Origin of the sequence: Antarctobacter sp. (genome assembly GCF_965277915.1) — a bacterium.
GTDB lineage: Bacteria > Pseudomonadota > Alphaproteobacteria > Rhodobacterales > Rhodobacteraceae > Antarctobacter.
Window position 1 is genome coordinate 2,846,487 of sequence record NZ_OZ255849.1, and the last position, 16,670, is coordinate 2,863,156.

At 64.6% G+C, this 16,670-nt stretch carries 18 protein-coding genes; 5 read left to right on the forward strand and 13 right to left on the reverse strand.

The window, feature by feature from the left end; translation table 11 throughout:
• Positions 1-85: 85 nt before the first annotated feature.
• Positions 86-952: a hypothetical protein gene (locus tag ACQY5B_RS14630; protein WP_420324704.1), complete on the forward strand. Its 867-nt coding sequence runs from the start codon at positions 86-88 to the stop codon at positions 950-952.
• Positions 953-992: 40 nt separating this feature from the next.
• Here ACQY5B_RS14630 and ACQY5B_RS14635 read toward each other — a convergent pair whose 3' ends face one another.
• Complete coding sequence (locus ACQY5B_RS14635) at positions 993-1,967, reverse strand: hypothetical protein (protein WP_420324703.1); 975 nt, start codon at positions 1,965-1,967, stop codon at positions 993-995.
• Between the two features lie 171 nt (positions 1,968-2,138).
• Between ACQY5B_RS14635 and ACQY5B_RS14640 the strand changes: the two genes are divergently transcribed.
• Positions 2,139-3,962, forward strand: coding sequence for a M3 family oligoendopeptidase (locus ACQY5B_RS14640; protein WP_420324702.1), 1,824 nt, complete (start codon positions 2,139-2,141; stop codon positions 3,960-3,962).
• 258 nt (positions 3,963-4,220) lie between these two features.
• Here the strand turns inward: ACQY5B_RS14640 and ACQY5B_RS14645 are convergent, their stop codons facing one another.
• Positions 4,221-4,523 (reverse strand): DUF4389 domain-containing protein, encoded by a 303-nt coding sequence (locus ACQY5B_RS14645; protein ID WP_305971523.1) that lies wholly within the window; start codon positions 4,521-4,523, stop codon positions 4,221-4,223.
• Between the two features lie 152 nt (positions 4,524-4,675).
• Here ACQY5B_RS14645 and ACQY5B_RS14650 point away from each other — a divergent pair, with 152 nt between their 5' ends.
• Entirely contained in the window at positions 4,676-5,734 is a 1,059-nt protein-coding gene (locus ACQY5B_RS14650; RefSeq protein ID WP_420324701.1) for a dipeptidase, read from the forward strand.
• Between the two features lies 1 nt (position 5,735).
• On the opposite strand, the gene ACQY5B_RS14655 is transcribed toward ACQY5B_RS14650, so the two are convergent.
• A complete protein-coding gene (locus ACQY5B_RS14655) occupies positions 5,736-6,005 on the reverse strand; it encodes a DksA/TraR family C4-type zinc finger protein (protein ID WP_420324700.1) in 270 nt (89 codons plus the stop codon).
• A 143-nt stretch (positions 6,006-6,148) separates the two neighbouring features.
• Here ACQY5B_RS14655 and ACQY5B_RS14660 point away from each other — a divergent pair, with 143 nt between their 5' ends.
• Positions 6,149-6,667 carry a glutathione peroxidase gene (locus tag ACQY5B_RS14660; RefSeq protein ID WP_420324699.1) on the forward strand — a complete coding sequence of 173 codons (519 nt, stop codon included), beginning with the start codon at positions 6,149-6,151 and terminating at the stop codon, positions 6,665-6,667.
• Positions 6,668-6,724: 57 nt separating this feature from the next.
• Here the strand turns inward: ACQY5B_RS14660 and ACQY5B_RS14665 are convergent, their stop codons facing one another.
• The 8 genes from ACQY5B_RS14665 to ACQY5B_RS14700 form a co-directional block, all read right to left on the reverse strand.
• Entirely contained in the window at positions 6,725-6,961 is a 237-nt protein-coding gene (locus ACQY5B_RS14665; protein ID WP_305971527.1) for an HP1242/YdcH family protein, read from the reverse strand.
• 110 nt (positions 6,962-7,071) lie between these two features.
• On the reverse strand, positions 7,072-7,743 hold the full coding sequence (locus tag ACQY5B_RS14670) for a thermonuclease family protein (protein ID WP_420324698.1): 672 nt from the start codon (positions 7,741-7,743) through the stop codon (positions 7,072-7,074).
• Between the two features lie 84 nt (positions 7,744-7,827).
• Positions 7,828-9,480 (reverse strand): choline dehydrogenase, encoded by a 1,653-nt coding sequence (betA, locus tag ACQY5B_RS14675; protein ID WP_420324697.1) that lies wholly within the window; start codon positions 9,478-9,480, stop codon positions 7,828-7,830.
• Positions 9,481-9,518: 38 nt separating this feature from the next.
• Positions 9,519-11,027, reverse strand: a complete 1,509-nt coding sequence (gene betC, locus ACQY5B_RS14680) for a choline-sulfatase (protein WP_420324696.1) — start codon at positions 11,025-11,027, stop codon at positions 9,519-9,521.
• Positions 11,024-11,590, reverse strand: a complete 567-nt coding sequence (gene betI, locus ACQY5B_RS14685) for a choline-binding transcriptional repressor BetI (protein WP_420324695.1) — start codon at positions 11,588-11,590, stop codon at positions 11,024-11,026. Before betI ends, betC begins: the two co-directional genes overlap by 4 nt.
• Positions 11,591-11,897: 307 nt before the next feature.
• Positions 11,898-12,095, reverse strand: a complete 198-nt coding sequence (locus ACQY5B_RS14690; protein ID WP_420324694.1) for a hypothetical protein — start codon at positions 12,093-12,095, stop codon at positions 11,898-11,900.
• Positions 12,096-12,208: 113 nt separating this feature from the next.
• On the reverse strand, positions 12,209-13,108 hold the full coding sequence (locus tag ACQY5B_RS14695) for a DMT family transporter (protein ID WP_305971533.1): 900 nt from the start codon (positions 13,106-13,108) through the stop codon (positions 12,209-12,211).
• Between the two features lie 39 nt (positions 13,109-13,147).
• The gene (locus ACQY5B_RS14700) at positions 13,148-13,741 is read right to left on the reverse strand and encodes a LysE/ArgO family amino acid transporter (protein WP_305971534.1); all 594 of its coding nucleotides are present in this window, start codon (positions 13,739-13,741) and stop codon (positions 13,148-13,150) included.
• Positions 13,742-13,865: 124 nt separating this feature from the next.
• On the opposite strand from ACQY5B_RS14700, the gene ACQY5B_RS14705 reads away from it, so the two are divergent.
• Positions 13,866-14,576: a DUF5765 domain-containing protein gene (locus tag ACQY5B_RS14705; RefSeq protein ID WP_420324693.1), complete on the forward strand. Its 711-nt coding sequence runs from the start codon at positions 13,866-13,868 to the stop codon at positions 14,574-14,576.
• A 6-nt stretch (positions 14,577-14,582) separates the two neighbouring features.
• On the opposite strand, the gene ACQY5B_RS14710 is transcribed toward ACQY5B_RS14705, so the two are convergent.
• Both ACQY5B_RS14710 and ACQY5B_RS14715 read right to left on the reverse strand, forming a co-directional pair.
• On the reverse strand, positions 14,583-15,332 hold the full coding sequence (locus ACQY5B_RS14710) for a hypothetical protein (protein ID WP_420324692.1): 750 nt from the start codon (positions 15,330-15,332) through the stop codon (positions 14,583-14,585).
• A gap of 157 nt (positions 15,333-15,489) precedes the next feature.
• A complete protein-coding gene (locus ACQY5B_RS14715) occupies positions 15,490-16,368 on the reverse strand; it encodes a Hint domain-containing protein (protein WP_420324691.1) in 879 nt (292 codons plus the stop codon).
• Positions 16,369-16,670 lie beyond the last annotated feature (302 nt).

The following is a 16,670-nucleotide window of genomic DNA, read 5'->3' on the forward strand; positions in this document are numbered from 1 at the left end:
GGGCCGCATGTCCGGTTTTCCCGACTGGCAAGGCACCTGGCCCTAGGGATAGATGGCCCGGTATTTTCGACTGGACCTTGCCGACATGCTCCGCCCCCTCCTGCTCTGCCTCGGGCTTTTTGTGCCCGCCGCTGCCCATGCGCAGTCCTTCAACGTCGAGGGCAGCGTGGCCATCAGCGCCCATGACGACCACACCCTGTCAGGCATCGGTGTGATCGACGCGACCTCGTCGATCCCGCTCAGCCGCGACTATCCCCTGGCGCTGGAATTCGGCACCTATCTCTTCGGGTTGGATGGCAAGCGGCCGCATGAAACCTACGTCGCCTTCGCATGGGACGACACCTGGCGCGCGGGCGTCGTGCGTCCGGCCTATGATCAGGTGCTGCCCTCGGTCTTTGCGCGCACAGCGCCCTATCTCGCCTATGAGCGCGCCGAGTATACCCGCGCCCACGCCACGGTCGAGGCCATGCGCCGCACCGCCGTGCCCTGGGGCCTGTCGTGGCAGCACAGCTATGGCCGGGCAGATGTGGCCGTGTCACTGCACGACGCGGTCAAGGGTGGCTTTCGCGCCGCCTCTGTCGCGGCGACCTACAACGGTGATGGCTGGCAACTGGCAGGTGCCGTGGAAACCGTGACCTCGCGCACGATGGATCACCACGGCATCAATGCCAAGCTGGGCGCGCGCTTTGGCATCGGGCGCGCCGATTTCGGCGTGACCTGGCTGCACCCCGAGGCTAACGACAAGCCGGACGCGATCGCGTTGGACCTCGTCTTTCCCGTGACCTCGACATTGGACATGATGGCCTTTGGAGAGTTCACCGACGGCGGCAAGGATGATGCCTATGGCCTCGCGCTGGACTACCAGCTGCGCCCAGATACCAGCGTCCTCTTCGCTGCCACCGATGGTCCCGGTGGCAGCGGCTTTCACCTGACGCTTGAACGGTGGTTCTGACCCCGCTTCATCGCCCGGGCCGGATCAGGCCTGGCCAGCCTCAGCCGCAGGACCCGTCGAAACCGATCATGCCCTCGCCGATCCCGGTGACGCGCAGCGTGCACGACTGGTCCCCGACCTCGACACCCAGGCTGCTGTCGGCGGAAACACGCTGTGTCTGGACACCGTTCACGGCAATCCGCGCTTCCTGAGCGTCGCTGTCCACGCTGGACACGAAAACACGCAGGGCACCATCGGCAAGGCTGACCGTGTGACCCGGCATGACGCCATTGTCGGGCGCCGTGGCAGTGATCGCGGGCGGGAGCACGCCGCAGTCGGACCCAAGCGTCACCCCCTGGGCGCTCATCGACGCGACCGTGACCGAACAATCCCGGCCATCCATCGACACATTGGTCGAGCCACCAGCGCCCAGTGTGACCAGCGATCCGTTCACCGAAAGCCGCACGGAACCGCCCGCCGGGTCGATCCGCGAGACAAAGGCCCGCACCGCACCATCTGCAAAGAGCGCCGTATCCCCCACGCCCAACGCATCGGCAGAGGCCATGCCGTTGGCGGGTTCCGCCAGTTCCGCCGCATCGGGCCCCGCGTCCTCCGGCGCGGCAACCGCGGCGGCGGCCACGCGGGCGGTTTCCTCGATCCCCTTGGACAGGTCCGCAAGCGACGACTTTATCGTCTCGGCCTGCGCTGCCGAGGTCTTGGCAATGTCGTCCCCCAGCTTGGTCCGCAGGTCGTCCAGCTTGGTGGTCATTTCCTTGGACAGGCCCGTGGTCAGCGCCGTCATGTCCGGTGCGTTCTCGGCCAATCCCGTCTCCAGCGCGTCCAGCCGTTTTTGCAAGGCGGCGATCTGTTCCCCATGCGCCTTGGCCGCCTTTTCGGCCGCCTCCTGCGCGGGCACCACGGTATCGTCGATGACCTCGCGCAGGTCGGCGGAACTGTCCGACCCGCTGAAGGCGACGCCGGCCAGGACACCGATCACAAGACCGCCCGCCCCCCAAAGCAGTGAAGCATTCGACATGCTGAAATCTCCTCCCTGAATTCGATTGTTGGTTTTCCCTGGGGAAGCTTAGCCAGTCTCCCCCGTCGATCCTAAGTCTTTTCTGCGTCAAGACCTCCAAAAATATGGGGCGCCGGTTGCCTTCGCGCGGGCCTGCCCCCTATGTGAAGGGAAACGACAAGAGGGTTCCCCATGCACACGTTCGCCAAAACACCGCTTTTCGACGCCAACGCCAGTGCCGGGGGCAAGAACCTGGGCGATCTGCCCGAATGGGATCTGACCGATCTCTACGCCTCCCCCGACGCGCCCGAGCTGAAACGCGATCTCGACTGGCTCGAAGAAGCCTGCCGCAGCTTTGCCGAGGACTACGAGGGCAAGCTGGACACGCTGGACGCCGACGACTTTCTGACGCTGGTGCAGAGAAACGAGCGGATTTCGACTATCGCCGGGCGCATCATGTCGTTTGCCGGGCTGCGCTACTATCAGCTGACCACCGACGCCGAGCGCGCCAAGTTCCTGTCCGACTGCCAGGAAAAGATCACCAACTACACCACGCCGCTGGTCTTCTTCTCGCTCGAGGCAAACCGCCTTGGCGACGACCACTACGAGGCACTCTTTGCCGCCAACGCCGACCTGAACCGCTACAAGCGCGCCTTTGACCGGATGCGCGCCATGAAGCCCTACCAGCTGTCCGACGAGCTGGAGAAATTCCTGCATGACCTCGGTGTCGTGGGTGACGCTTGGGAGCGGCTCTTCGACGAGACCATCGCCGGGCTGATCTTCGAGGTGAACGGCGAGGAGCTCAACATCGAGGGCACGCTGAACCTGTTGACCGAACAGGACCGCGACACGCGCGAGGCAGCTGCCCGCGAACTGGCCCGAGTCTTTGCCGAGAACCTGCGCACCTTTGCCCGCGTGCACAACACGCAGACCAAGGAGAAAGAGGTGCTGGACCGCTGGCGCGGCATGCCCACTGCGCAGACCGGCCGCCACCTGTCGAACGACGTCGAACCCGAGGTTGTCGAGGCGCTGCGCAACGCGGTCGTCGACGCCTACCCGCGCCTGTCGCACCGCTACTACGAGCTGAAACGCAAGTGGCTGGGACTCGACACCATGCAGGTCTGGGATCGCAACGCCCCCCTGCCGATGGAGGCCACCCGCACCGTCACCTGGGACGAAGCGCGCGAGACGGTGATGAACGCCTACAACGCCTTCGACCCCCGCATGGGCGAGATCGCGACCCCCTTCTTCGAGAAGGGCTGGATCGACGCGGGCGTCAAACCCGGAAAGGCGCCGGGCGCCTTCGCCCATCCCACCGTGACCGAGGTGCACCCCTACGTCATGCTCAACTACCTCGGCAAACCGCGCGACGTGATGACCCTCGCGCATGAGCTGGGCCACGGCGTCCACCAAGTGCTGGCCGCGGGCCAGGGTGAAATGCTGTCCTCGACACCGCTGACCCTGGCCGAAACCGCCAGCGTTTTCGGCGAGATGCTGACCTTCCAGCGCATGCTGGAGAACGCCAAGGACGACGCCGAGCGCAAGGTCCTCTTGGCGGGCAAGGTCGAGGACATGATCAACACCGTCGTCCGCCAGATCGCCTTCTACGACTTCGAGTGCAAGCTGCACGAAGCACGCCGGGGCGGAGAGCTGACCCCGGACGACATCAACGCGCTCTGGATGTCGGTACAGGCGGAATCCTTGGGCGGCGCCTTCGAGTTCATGGAAGGCTACGAGACCTTCTGGTGCTACATCCCGCACTTCGTCCACTCGCCCTTCTACGTCTATGCCTATGCCTTTGGCGACGGGCTGGTGAACGCGCTCTACGCCGCCTACCAGGAGGCGCCTGAGGGCTTCCAGGACAAGTATTTCGACATGCTCAAGGCGGGCGGTTCGAAACACCACAAGGAGCTGCTGGCGCCCTTTGGGCTGGACGCGACGGACCCGAAGTTCTGGGACAAGGGACTCAGCATGATCGAGGGCTTCATTGATCAGCTCGAGGCGATGGAGGGCTGACGGCTTGCCCATCCAAGGCTTCAAACGCTCCGGCGGAGCGTTTGAAGCACGGACCGTGCAATAGCTCGGTGAACCGCCGAAAACACTTCCCATGCTTCGCCGAGGGTTGGCGAGACTAGGTTCATGGATTGACGCGGCGGATCCAGAAGACGTCTGAAACGGCCGCTCTTGCATCGCGGTCCAGATCGGCCCCGGGGGTCGTCCGAACGCCCAAAGCGTTGCCCCTTTACTCCCATCCTTGCTGTATCGGATGATAACTCAATCCAGCTCCGTCCAGGGCCAGGGTTTCACCTCGCTCGCCCCGGTCTGGTAGCGCGCGGCCTTGGCCATCCAGATCCCCAGGTCCGTGCCGAATTCCGCGAGCCTCTCGTTCGGTTCGCGCTTGTTGACCAGCAGGATGATCGCCTGCACCACGGTCGTCACCGTCAGCACCGTCTGCGCCAGGCTCAGCATCAGCCAGATCAGCACCATGTAAAGCAGCCGCATCCCCATCGGCTCTGTCTCGACCTCCGGCTGCTCTCCGTGCAGCCGTCCCTCGATCCTGTCGTCGTCGTTCGCCATGACACCCCCGTTTCACCGGCACCGATGGGCAAAGCCTAACCACGCCTTGCGCTGCCGCCAAGAGACATCGCTGATGGACCAGGATCAGCCCTTGCCAAGCCCTTGGCCGATCGGGTCAGATCGCGGCCATGTCCCAGCCCGAAAGTCCTCAGATGCCCATCCCCTTCTTCGACGGTCACAACGATTTCCTGCTTCGGCTGATGAAATCGCCATCCCCGCGCGAGGAGACGTGGCTGGGCACTTCCGCCGGGCACATGGACCTGCGGCGCATGAAACAGGCCGGGTTCGCGGGCGGGCTGTTCGCGATCTTCGTGCCACCGGTGCCGGACGGATCCCCGCCGCCAGACTTCAAGGCCCTCATGGCCGAACCGCCCTATGCCCTGCCGCTGCCCCCCGCAATGGACCACAAGACCGCCCAGCCCACGGCGCTGGAGATGGCGGGCCTGCTGCACTGGATGGCGCGTGCCGCCCCCGATGACTTTGCCCTTTGCCGCAGCGCGCACGAGATCCGCAGGGCGATGGACGCCGGCCGCATCGCCGGCGTCATGCACATGGAGGGCGCCGAGGCCATCGGTCCCGACCTCGACGCGCTCTACCTGTTTCACGACATGGGGCTGCGCTCGCTCGGGCCCGTCTGGAGCCGGCCGACCATCTTTGGCCACGGCGTGCCGATGGCCTTTCCCGGCACGCCGGACACGGGCCCCGGCCTGACCGACCGCGGCCGCGACCTCATCCGGCTGTGCAACAACCTGAAAATCCTGGTCGACCTGTCCCACATGAACGAGGCCGGGTTCGACGACGTCGCCCGCCTGTCGACCGCGCCGCTTGTGGCCACGCATTCCAACGTGCATGCGCTCTGTGCCTCGCCGCGCAACCTGACGGATCGCCAGTTGCACGCGATCCGCGACACGGGCGGCATGGTCGGGTTCAACTATGCCACCTTCTACATCAATGAAGATGGCCGCGCCGATCCCGGCACCTCGTGGGAGACGATGCTGCGCCACCTCGATCACCTGGTTGAGACCCTGGGCGAGGATCACGTCGGGCTGGGGTCGGATTTCGACGGCTGTGTCCTGCCCGATCTCATCGGCGACGTGACGGGTGTTCAGGGCCTGCTGGCGGCCATGTCGGCACATGGCTACGATGACACGCTGATCGCCAAACTGGCCCGCGAGAACTGGCTGGCCTGCCTCGCGCGGAGCATCGGCTGACTTATTTCAGCTGGCTGTCCTTGGACCCGCGCCGATTGATGCCCCCGCGCTGAGCCGATCGGCCGTCACGTTCGCTGGCACAGTCGATGCACAGCTTGACCCCCGGGATCGCAAGCCGGCGCTTTTCCGGGATCTCCTCGCCGCAGTCGGCGCATTCCTTCAGGCTTTCGCCCTGCGGTCCGCGGCGCAGCTTCATCCGTTCCAGTTCCTCGGCAATACTGGCCTCGATCTGTTCGCTGACCGCGCCGTCCCGGCTCCATCCGCCTGCCATGTCACACCTCTTTGCCACCAAGGCCAGATCACGTCAGTCCAGCACAAAAGCCCCGACCGGCGCAAGACGGGGCGGCGGGGGCGATCACGGCCTTGACCGCCCTGACCCTGCGCTATCTCCAGTGCAAAAGGAGTGCCCCCTGAATGATCCGACCCGCCGCCCTGTTCCTGTCCGCCATCCTCGCCCTGCCCGCCTGGGCCGCGCAGGGCTTCACCTTTGCCAGTATCGACGGCGGCACCCTGTCGATGGACGATTGGCAGAACCGCCCTGTGCTGGTGGTCAACACCGCCTCGCGCTGCGGATTCACATCGCAATACGACGGTCTGCAGGTGCTTTATGACCGTTACCGCGACCAGGGGCTGATCGTCCTCGCCGTGCCTTCGGACGACTTCCGGCAGGAATTGTCCTCGGCGGAGAAGGTCAAGGAATTCTGCGAGGTGAACTTCGGCCTCGACATGCCGATGACCGACATCACCCATGTACGCGGCGCAGAGGCCCATCCCTTTTACCGCTGGGTCGCGGAACAGACCGGGTTCAGCCCGGCCTGGAATTTCAACAAGATCCTGATCGGTCCCGACGGGACGGTGCGCGCCACCTTCGGCTCAACCACTCGTCCGCTGTCGGGCAAGATGACACGTGCGATCGAAGAGGCGCTGAACTGAAAGCGCCCCGGACGTCGGACCGGGGCGCATCCTGTCTAACCGGGCCAAGCCCGGGGGTCAGGCGCTCAGCAGCGCGTAGATCTCGTCCTTGAGGGCGGCACGCTGCTTGCGCAGCTGCTCTTCCGCCAGTTGCTCCATCGGCTCGATATTGGTTTCGGCACGGTGCACCTGGCGGTTGACCTCGTGGTACTCGTCCGCAAGCTTGGCAAAATGCGCGTTCGACTGTTTCAGGGTGTGCATCTTGTCGGTGAATTCCGGAAATTCTTCCGACAGTTCATGCGGCGTGTGGGACATTGGCGTCTCCTTCGTTTGTGTCCGCCCTCCAATTTGCACAGCAGGCGGGCACAGACTTTGACGCGGATCAAACCTGATCGCCGTATGTGCTTTTTGGCGAGAATACCCTGTCAGCGCTGTGCTCGGCGCCAGCCTGCCGCCCGCGCCTCCTGTTCGGAGCAGAACCAGCGTTCGCCCTTGTCGAGGCTGATCCGGGTGGCGTCGTACCAGGCCTGTCCCGGAACATGATAGATCCGTGCGCCTGAGTTGGTCGAGATGTTGCCCTTGATCCGGCAGCCTGCAGGAGCAGAGACCAAGTGCTGCGCGGCATGGCTCCGGCGGCTGTCGGAACGGAAGGCAGAGGGCGATTTCACGCCGGTTGCATGCAGCCCGGCATTGCGCCGCGCGGCGATGCGTTCATGCGGGACATAGGCCTCGGAGTAGCGTTCGTAGGCAAAGGCAAGGCCGCTTTCGACCAGGGTTTCGCCAAGGTCCTTGCCATCGACGCGGCAGCGCGCCACGACGCGGTCATATCGGTCGCGATCCAGTTCGACGCAGGAGGCGGTGCGCCCCTCGTAGCGGGCACGGACCTCGCCGCTGACCCAAGCGCCACAGCCCCACATCGGGGCCCCGCCCCCACCGCAACGCTGGCCGTTCTCGGGCGCGTCGATACCATGCAGGCGGATGTTGGTCTGGCCGATGGCGACCGTGTCGCCGTCGATTACCCGCAACGGGCCGCTGAGATCGGCAGAGGCAGCGGTTGCGGAGGCAGCAAGAACAAGAGCGAAACAAAATCTTAACATGCCGTTAAGATCGGCGCGCTCCTGTCCCGTTTCAAGCCAAAAGTTAACGAAAGGTTAACCGCCGATATCGGCGGTTAACATGTCTTAACGCTGCGCGTTCTCCCAATCCGGGTGAACCCAGGGCTGCGCATTGTCCGGCGGCAGGCGACGGCCCAGCACATGATCGGCGATCTTTTCGCCCACCATGATCGAAGGCGCGTTGAGATTGCCGTTGGTGATGCGCGGAAAGATCGAACTGTCCGCCACCCGCAACCCGTCCACGCCGATCACCCGCCCCTCGGGATCGACCACCGAGCGCGGATCGTCGGCCCGGCCCATCCTGCAGGTGCCACAAGGATGATAGGCGCTTTCGACGTGTTCGCGGATCACGGCGTCAAGGTCTTCATCCGTCTCTGCCTCGGCGCCCGGCTGCAACTCCTTGCCGCGATAGGGGGCAAAGGCCTCTTGTCCGAAGATCTCGCGCGTCAGGCGGATGCAGCGCCGGAAATCCCGCCAGTCCTCTTCGGTGCTCATGTAGTTGAAGAAGATGCGCGGCGCCTCCTCGGGATCGTCCGACCGCAGCGTGACCTCACCCCGAGAGGGCGAGCGCATTGGCCCCACATGCGCCTGGAACCCGTGCCCCTCGGGCGCCACCTGGCCGTCGTAGCGCACTGCGATGGGCAAGAAATGGTATTGGATGTCCGGATATTGAACCCCGGCCTGCGACCGGATGAAGCCACAGCTTTCGAACTGGTTCGAGGCCCCGGGCCCGCTGCGCGCGAACAGCCACTGCGCGCCAACCCAGGCCTTGCCCGCGAGGTTCCAGTATTTCGCAAGGCTGACCGGCTGCGTCGCCGACATCTGGACATACAGTTCCAGGTGATCCTGCAGGTTCTGCCCCACGCCGGGGCGATCCGCCCGCACCCCGATGCCCTGCTCGGCCAGTTGCGCCGCCGGTCCGATCCCCGACAGCATCAGCAGCTTGGGCGAGTTGATGGCGCTGGCCGCAAGGATCACCTCGGCCCGCGCCCGGATCACCTCGACCTTGCCACCGCGCGAGATCTCGACCCCCGTGGCGCGCCCCTCTTCAAAGATGACGCGCCGGGCCAAGGCCCGCACCAGCTCCGCCCCCTGTTTCAGGGCCGGCCGCAGGTAGGCCTTGGCCGCCGACCAGCGTTCGCCCTGCCAGACCGTCATGTCGAAGGCGCCAAAGCCCTCTTGCTGCTCACCATTGTAATCGCCGGTGACCGGATAGCCCGCCTGCCGCCCGGCCTCGACAAAGGCCTGCACCAGCGGATTGTCGCGGCGCCCACGGGTGACATGCAACGGCCCGCCCTGCCCACGCCAGGCCGGATCGCCGCCGTGGCCGCCATCGTGCCAGTCCTCCATCCGCTTGAAATAGGGCAGCACATCCGCGTAGCCCCAGCCGTCACAACCCTCGTCGCGCCAGTGGTCATAGTCCAGCGCGTGCCCGCGCACGTAGATCATGCCGTTGATCGAGGACGACCCGCCGATCACCTTGCCACGCGGACAGACCAGCCGCCGCCCGCCCAGGTGCGGCTCGGGCTCTGTCTGGTAGCCCCAGTCGTAACGCGCCATGTTCATCGGGTAGCTGAGCGCCCCCGGCATGTTGATGAAAGGCCCCCAGTCGCTGCCGCCATGCTCGATGACGATCACCGACTTGCCCGCCTCTGTCAGGCGCCCTGCCACGGCGCATCCGCCCGACCCGGCGCCGACGATCACGTAATCCGCTTGCATCGCTTACCCTTGATGAAATTGCCGGCGCGTACGGCGCCTCACTCGCCCCGTGGAAAACGCTTGTTTTCCTCCAGCACGTTCAGGTCCATGTGGTTGCGCATGTACCGCTCGCTGGCCTTTTGCAGCGGCTGGAAATCCCAAGGGTAGTAGCCGCCCTGTCGCAGCGCCTCGTAGACCACCCAGCGCCGCGCCTGGCTTTGCCGGACCTCGGCGTCGAACTGCCCCATGTCCCAGCGACGGGCCGCAGCGACACGGAATTCCTCCAAGACCTCGGCCTGTTCCGGATCTTCGGCGAGGTTCACCAGTTCATGCGGATCTGCCTCGAGATCGAAAAGCTGCTCCGGGTCCAGCGTGCAATCGGTGTATTTCCATTTGCCATGCCTCAGGCAGATCAGAGGCGCGTAGGACGCCTCTGCCGCGTATTCCATCGCCACCGGAGAGACCCGGTCGCCGCCCTGCATCACCGGCACCAGGCTTTCGCCCTCGGTCCAGGGCATGACCTCGGACATGTCGACGCCCGCCAGGTCACAAAGCGTCGGGCAGATGTCGATGTTCGACACCGGGGCCGCGACCCGTGCGCCGGCCTGCCCCGGGACAGAGATCATCATCGGCACCCGGGCCGAACCTTCGTAGAAGGACATCTTGAACCACAGGCCCCGCTCTCCCAGCATGTCGCCGTGGTCGCTGACGAAGACGACGATGGCCTCCTGCCGCGTGTCCTCCAGCACCTGCAGCAGCTGCCCGATCTTCTCATCCAGGTACGAGATATTGGCGAAATAGGCCTGACGCGACCGGCGGATGTTCTCCTCGGTGATGTCGTAGCTGCGCCAGTCGTTGGCGTCGAAGATGCGTTTGGAATGCGGATCGTGATCGGCGTAGTCCATCGCCGGGACCTGCGGCAACAGGTGCTCGCAATCCTCGTAGAGATCCCAGAACCGCTTGCGCGCCACATAGGGATCATGCGGATGGGTAAAACTGACGGTCAGACACCAGGGCCTTTCGTCCTGACCACGCGCCAGGTCGTAGAGCTTGGCCGAGGCGTTGTAGGCAACCTCGTCGTCGTATTCCATCTGGTTCGAGGTCTCTGCCACGCCAGCGCCCGTGACCGATCCCATGTTGTGGTACCACCAGTCGATGCGCTCGCCCGGTTTGCGATAGTCCGGCGTCCATCCGAAATCTGCCGGATAGATATCCGTGGTCAGCCGTTCCTCGAACCCGTGCAACTGGTCCGGCCCGACAAAATGCATCTTGCCGCTGAGGCAGGTCTGATACCCGGCGCGGCGCAGATGGTGGGCATAGGTGGGGATGTCGCTCGAGAATTCTGCCGCGTTGTCATAGACGCGCGTCATGCTGGGCAACTGCCCCGACATGAAACTGGCCCGCCCCGGTGCGCAAAGCGGGCTGGCGGTATAGGCATTGGAAAACCGCACCGAGCTCTTGGCCAGCGCCCGAAGGTTGGGCACATGCAGCCAGTCCGCCGGCCCGTCCGGAAACAGCGTGCCGTTCAGCTGGTCGACCATCAGGATCAGGATATTCGGCTTGGTCATTGGGTCCTCAACAGGGCATGGGCGGTTTCTGTCACATTCTGCGCGGCCCCCGAGACGCCCTGCCCGGACAGGGCAGCCCGCAGGTAGACCCCGTCGATCAGCGCCGCGATACGTTCGGCCACCAGCTCAGGGGCGTCGGTGCGCCCGCGCAGCGCATGCACCAGATTCGCGTGAAGCCGCCGCTGATAGACCCGCAACAGGCGCGCCGCCTCCGGTTCGCGCAGGGCCAGGACGTAGAAATTCAGCCAGGCGGACACGGTTTCGGGGCGGAAAAAGCTCTCGGCGAAATTCGCCGCGATCAGCGCCTCAAGGCGGCGATCCCTTGGGGCCTGCGCCAGTGCCGCGCGCACCTCGGCCCCGTATTCTGTCAGGATGTGGCGCATGGCGGCCAGGAAGATCTGCACCTTGCCGCCGAAATAATGATGCGCCAGCGCGCTGGACATGCCCGCACGGCGCGCGATGCGCGACACGGTCACGTCGAGGCTGCCGGCCTCGCCTACCTCGGCCACCGTCGCCGCCAGAAGCGCGGCGCGCCGAATGGGTTCCTGTCCGATCTTGGGCATGGCGACAGGATGGTTTTTATTGATTGGCGAGTCAATCAAGAATGCCGGCCATTCTTCCCCGCCGCTCGGTAAGGAAATCGGGCCGTGATCTCCACCGTGGTGCCGCCTGAGACTTCAACCGCATTCGGCATCGGCCAGTGTTGCAGGTCATTTCGCAGGGCATCCGCCGTGCCCGCCCCGCAATTGGCAGCGCCCCAGCGCCGGCCCAGTGGCGCACGAAACCCAACCGTTCATGCCTGCCCTCCCGTTTTCACGGGACACATCAGGCACGAGCACCCGACAAACTGTCGAGCGCCTTGCAGCAGGATCAGAGTTTCAGCGTGCCCAGCAGCCGGTTCTGCGGCAAGCGTGCCACTTCGACCCCGCCGTCGGTGCGCCGCAGGTTGTAGCCGTATCCGCGCATCCGGAACCGCCATTCCGCCTCTGACAGAACCTTTTCCCGCTCGCTCAGCAGGAAATCCTGAATGTCATCCATGTTGTCGGTCATCTTGCCCTCTGCAAACATTCCTTTCACTCCTCAAATGCTGCCTCTGATTGCTTGAAGCATCGTGAAGGAATGCGGCGCTATTGCGCCCGGAAGGCGGAGATTTGACGTTCCGTCGACAATCGGACTGGAAATCAGTTCTTTGTTTCCGAAACCAGCGGTGTGATCCGGCGCTTCAGAACCGCCTCGCGCCAGGTGATAAAGACCACGGCGGCCAGGATCAGAGATCCGCCCGCGATCACCCAGGGGTCGACGGGCTCGGCGAACAGGACCGCGCCCAACACGACCGCCCAGACCAGTTGCAGAAAGGTAACCGGCTGCGTCACGGTCACCGGCGCGGCGGCAAAGGCCAGCGTCATGGTATAATGTCCGGCGGTGGCAAACAGCGCCACGCCCAGCAGGATCAGCAGTTCCCACCAGGTCGGCCAGACCCAGACAGCAATCGCCAAGGGCGCCAGCCCGATGGTCACGCCCACCGACAACAGCCCCACCACGACTGCCGCGCTGACCTCGCCCGAGAGGATCTTGGCCAGCAGGTACGACCCGGCAAAGAACAGGGCCGTCGCCAGCATGGCAAAATGCCCCGGATCCAGTTCACGGAAACCCGGCCGCAGGATCATCACCGCCCCCAGCAGCGCTGCCACGATCGCCAACACGCGCCGCAGCGCCAGCCGTTCGCCAAGGAAAAACACCGCCAGAACGGTCACGTAGACAGGGTTGAGATAGTTCATCGCGGTCACCTCGGCGATGGGAATGCGCGTCATGGCATAGAACCACAGAACCACCCCGCCGGTGTGAAACAGCGCCCGCAGCGAAAACAGCCGCCACAGACGCGGCGTCAGGCGCACCTGCATCAATTGCCGGGCCATCGGCAGCAAAAAGACCAACCCCAGCACATAGCGAAGAAAGGCGGATTCCTGCGCCGGAATGCGCTGTCCCAGGGACTTGACCAATGCGGTGACCGCGACAAAACACAGCCCCGTTACCACCATCCAGAAAACACCCCGCGCCGGGGCTTGTACCTTGTCGACCATGCCCTTGGCTTAGACCATTGGGCGGCGGGCACAAGGGGGTCACATCCAAAGCAGCTTGGCCGCGATGGCCCACATTGTCAGGCCTACGACAAGATCCAGCACACGCCAGGCCCGCGGCCGCGCAAAGATCGGCGCCAGTGCCCGCGCCCCGTACCCCAGCGAAAAGAAGAACACGAAAGAGGCCGTCATCGCCCCAAGCGCAAAGGCCAGCCGCGCGTCGTACTGCGCCGAGACCGCCCCAAGCAGCACGACCGTGTCCAGGTAGACATGCGGATTGAGCCAGGTCAGCGCGAGGCAGGTCAGCACCGCCGCCCGCAGGCTTTGAGCCCCCTCGCCCGCGGCCAGCGCCTCGCCCCCTTTCCAGGCCGCGTACAGGGTCTTTGCCCCGTACCACCCCAGGAAGGCGGCGCCAAAGATCCGCATCCCCCATTCCAGGCCGGGCACCGCCTCGGCCAGCGCGCCGAACCCGGCAACCCCGGCGGCGATCAGCGCCGCGTCCGAAATGGCGCAGACAAGAACCACCGGCAGCACATGCATCCGCCGCAAACCCTGCCGCAGGACAAAGGCATTCTGCGCCCCGATTGCCAGGATCAGGCTGAACCCCAGTGCAAACCCCGCAATCGCCGCTTCCATACCTGTACTCCTCGTGACCCGATCCGCCTGATGGCGCGATTTGCCGCCCGGATCAATCCCGCTCGACGGCAGCATTGACCACCCCAGAGAAATCCCGAAACTCTCTGTCCAAGGGAGAACGCGCATGTGCTGGAGCGAAACCGCAACCTACTCGATGGCCGCCCTGGGCGCGGCGGCCACCTTCGTCACCTGGCGCAAGGGCGAACCCGCCGGGATCTGGGGCACCCTGGGGTTCTTCACCGCCATGGAGGGGTTGCAGGCCTGGGGATACGGCGTGATCGACCAATGCGGCACGCCGGGCAACACGACGGTCACGGTGCTGGCCTACTTGCACATCGTTCTGCAACCGATTGTCGTCAATCTCTTCTGCATGGCGCTGGTCGGCCCCGCGATAGAGCCGCGAACAAGACGCTGGGTGCTGGGCCTGGCTTCGCTGGCGTCCCTGACCTTGCTGGCCCGCCTGATCCCGGCCCCCTGGCTGGGCGTCTGTCCGCCCGGGGTGCCGCTCTGCGGGCCAGAGTTCTGCACCATATCCGGCGACTGGCACCTGGGGTGGAGCATGCAGCTCAACAATTTCCTCAGCCTCTCGCACTGGCTGGGCGGCATCGGGCATTTCCCGGACTACCTGCTGGCCTGCCTGCTGCTGCCCTGCCTCTACGGCGCCTGGCGGTTCGCCCTGCTCAACGGGCTGGTGGGGCCGCTGATCGCCTCCGGCCTGACCAGCACCCCCAACGAGATGCCCGCGATCTGGTGCCTCTTCTCGGTCATGCTGGTGCTGATCGGGATCAGCCCACTGGTCCGCCGACAGGTCTTTCCCCCCGCCACACCGGCCTGACCACGCTCAGCGCGGGCGCCGCCCCGGCGGGTGAAAGAGGTATTCCGCCAGAAGCCCCAGCTTGAATGGCAAACGCCCCTTGCGCTCGACCAGTTGCTTCAGCGTCATGCGCCGCCGCCGCACGATGGCCCGGGCGATGCGGAATTCCATCCTTCGTTTGCGTTCCAGCACCGAGGCGGGCAAGAGCCGCTTGATCCCCTTCCACAGCCAGCCCAGTTGCAGGAAGGCCAGCGCCTTGAACAGGCCCTTTTGCAGGCTGGTCCAGGTCATGCGCACCGTCGCGCCAAAGGCCGCCACCAGCCACAGCGGCAGTTGCACCGAAAAGAGGATCAGCCACAGCCCCATCGACGTGACCGACAACGCGAGAGTGGCAAAGAGGATCACCAGCCAGGCCACCCCTCTCTCGACACGGCTCAGACCGTTGAACCATTCCATCAGCCGCGCGTATCGTTGCTGCACGATCTGCAGATAGCCCTTCACCAGCAACTGGATGCGCCGCAGGATCGCCTTGCCCAGCATCAGCGGCACGACAGAGGTGGTGATCCATTTCTTGATCAGCTCGACGCGAAAGAACATCGCGCCCTGGGTCTTGAGCCAGCTCAGGACCACCGGCAGATCGAGCGCCGCCAGTTTCTTCAGCAGAACCTTGGCCTGGGTCAGGATCAGCCCCAGCGCGATCAGCACCTCGTGCCCGAAATACCAGGTCGCGGCACCGGACAGCACCACGAAAACCCCCAGCAGTATGAGCGCCCGCAAAAGCATACCCTTGGCTTAGGCGCATTTACCGCAGGGCCGCAAGGCAGGGATAGGTTGCCCGGGCGGCGGCGCCGCATTCATCACGCACCGGCAAACCTGCGGACGGCCCGCCGATGTGAGGGAATGGGGCAGGTCCCCGGGTGCTCCCTGGGCGCCGTTAAAGGCCTGGCGAGGCCCTGCCCACACAGGACAGCGCCTGGATCGAGACCGGCAAGTGGCGCGCCGAGGAGACACGCGGATGGGTCATCTCCGGGATGCTCCGGTCCTCACCGTAGAGCGTCTCGTATTCGTCGAAATTGTCAAAGACGCGGCGACCGGCATAGTCGATGAATGTCTCTGCCGGGGCACCATTGGCGAGGATCACGTCATGCGCCTCTGTTTCGACATGATAGACGGTAAACGTCGCAGGCAGGTCGGCGGCGGGCACCCAGTCGATGCTGCCCCCGTTGACCAGCGCCGAGGCGTTGATCACATGCCCGTCCAGAACCATCCCGTGATCTGCGGTCACGGTCAGATCGGCAAAAGGCACGTTTTCGCCAAGAGCGCCGGCGCGAATGACAACCGGCTGCACATGCCCGACGCCGGACCATTTGACGACAGTTTGACGGCCGATCCATTTCACGGCCACCGTTCGTCCGTCAGCGGTCAGTATCCTGTCCCCAATTCGCAGAGCCTCGACCGCGCGGACCCCTTCCGGTGCCGCGATGCCTGTGCCTTCGGCAAAGCAGGCGGGGATCTGCGCCGTGATCAGGGGAATGTCACCTTCCTGGTAGGTCGCGGGAAATTCGCCGGGGGCGGAGGCTGTTTCCGAAAAAATCAGGTGTTGCTCGGACCCGTCTTTGAAGACGAGGTATCTATGCCCACCGTCGTCATAATACCCCTGATAGGCAAAACCGGCAAAGGGCGCGGCGGTCTGATCCTCAAGATCCCAGGTTCCATCGGCGATGTCAGGACTCTCGAAATTCGCGTTCAAGACATTGAAAGCGCCCAAACCGTTTTTGCTAAACAATCTTATATCGCCGACGATCGTGGGCATTCTTGTTCTCCCGGTTGCCTGGTCTGCACAGGCAGTACAGTCTTGCACCAAACGAAGCCGCTTGGCACAGGACGGGTGTCAACCCACCTTGTTTGATTGGTTCAGTCTGTTCGCACAGAAACTTTTGCATGCAGATTGGGCCAATGCAAGGATGTCAACAGCGGGGGCCGCGGTCGCCCAAGAACCGCATCCTGCCATCCTTGGCGCTTGGAAACACTGGGCTTGCAACGCGTTGAACCGGCGTTCCCGCTCAGGGCTGTCCACGCATGGTCTACCGCTTGCCGCCCTAGAGGCCCCCGCCA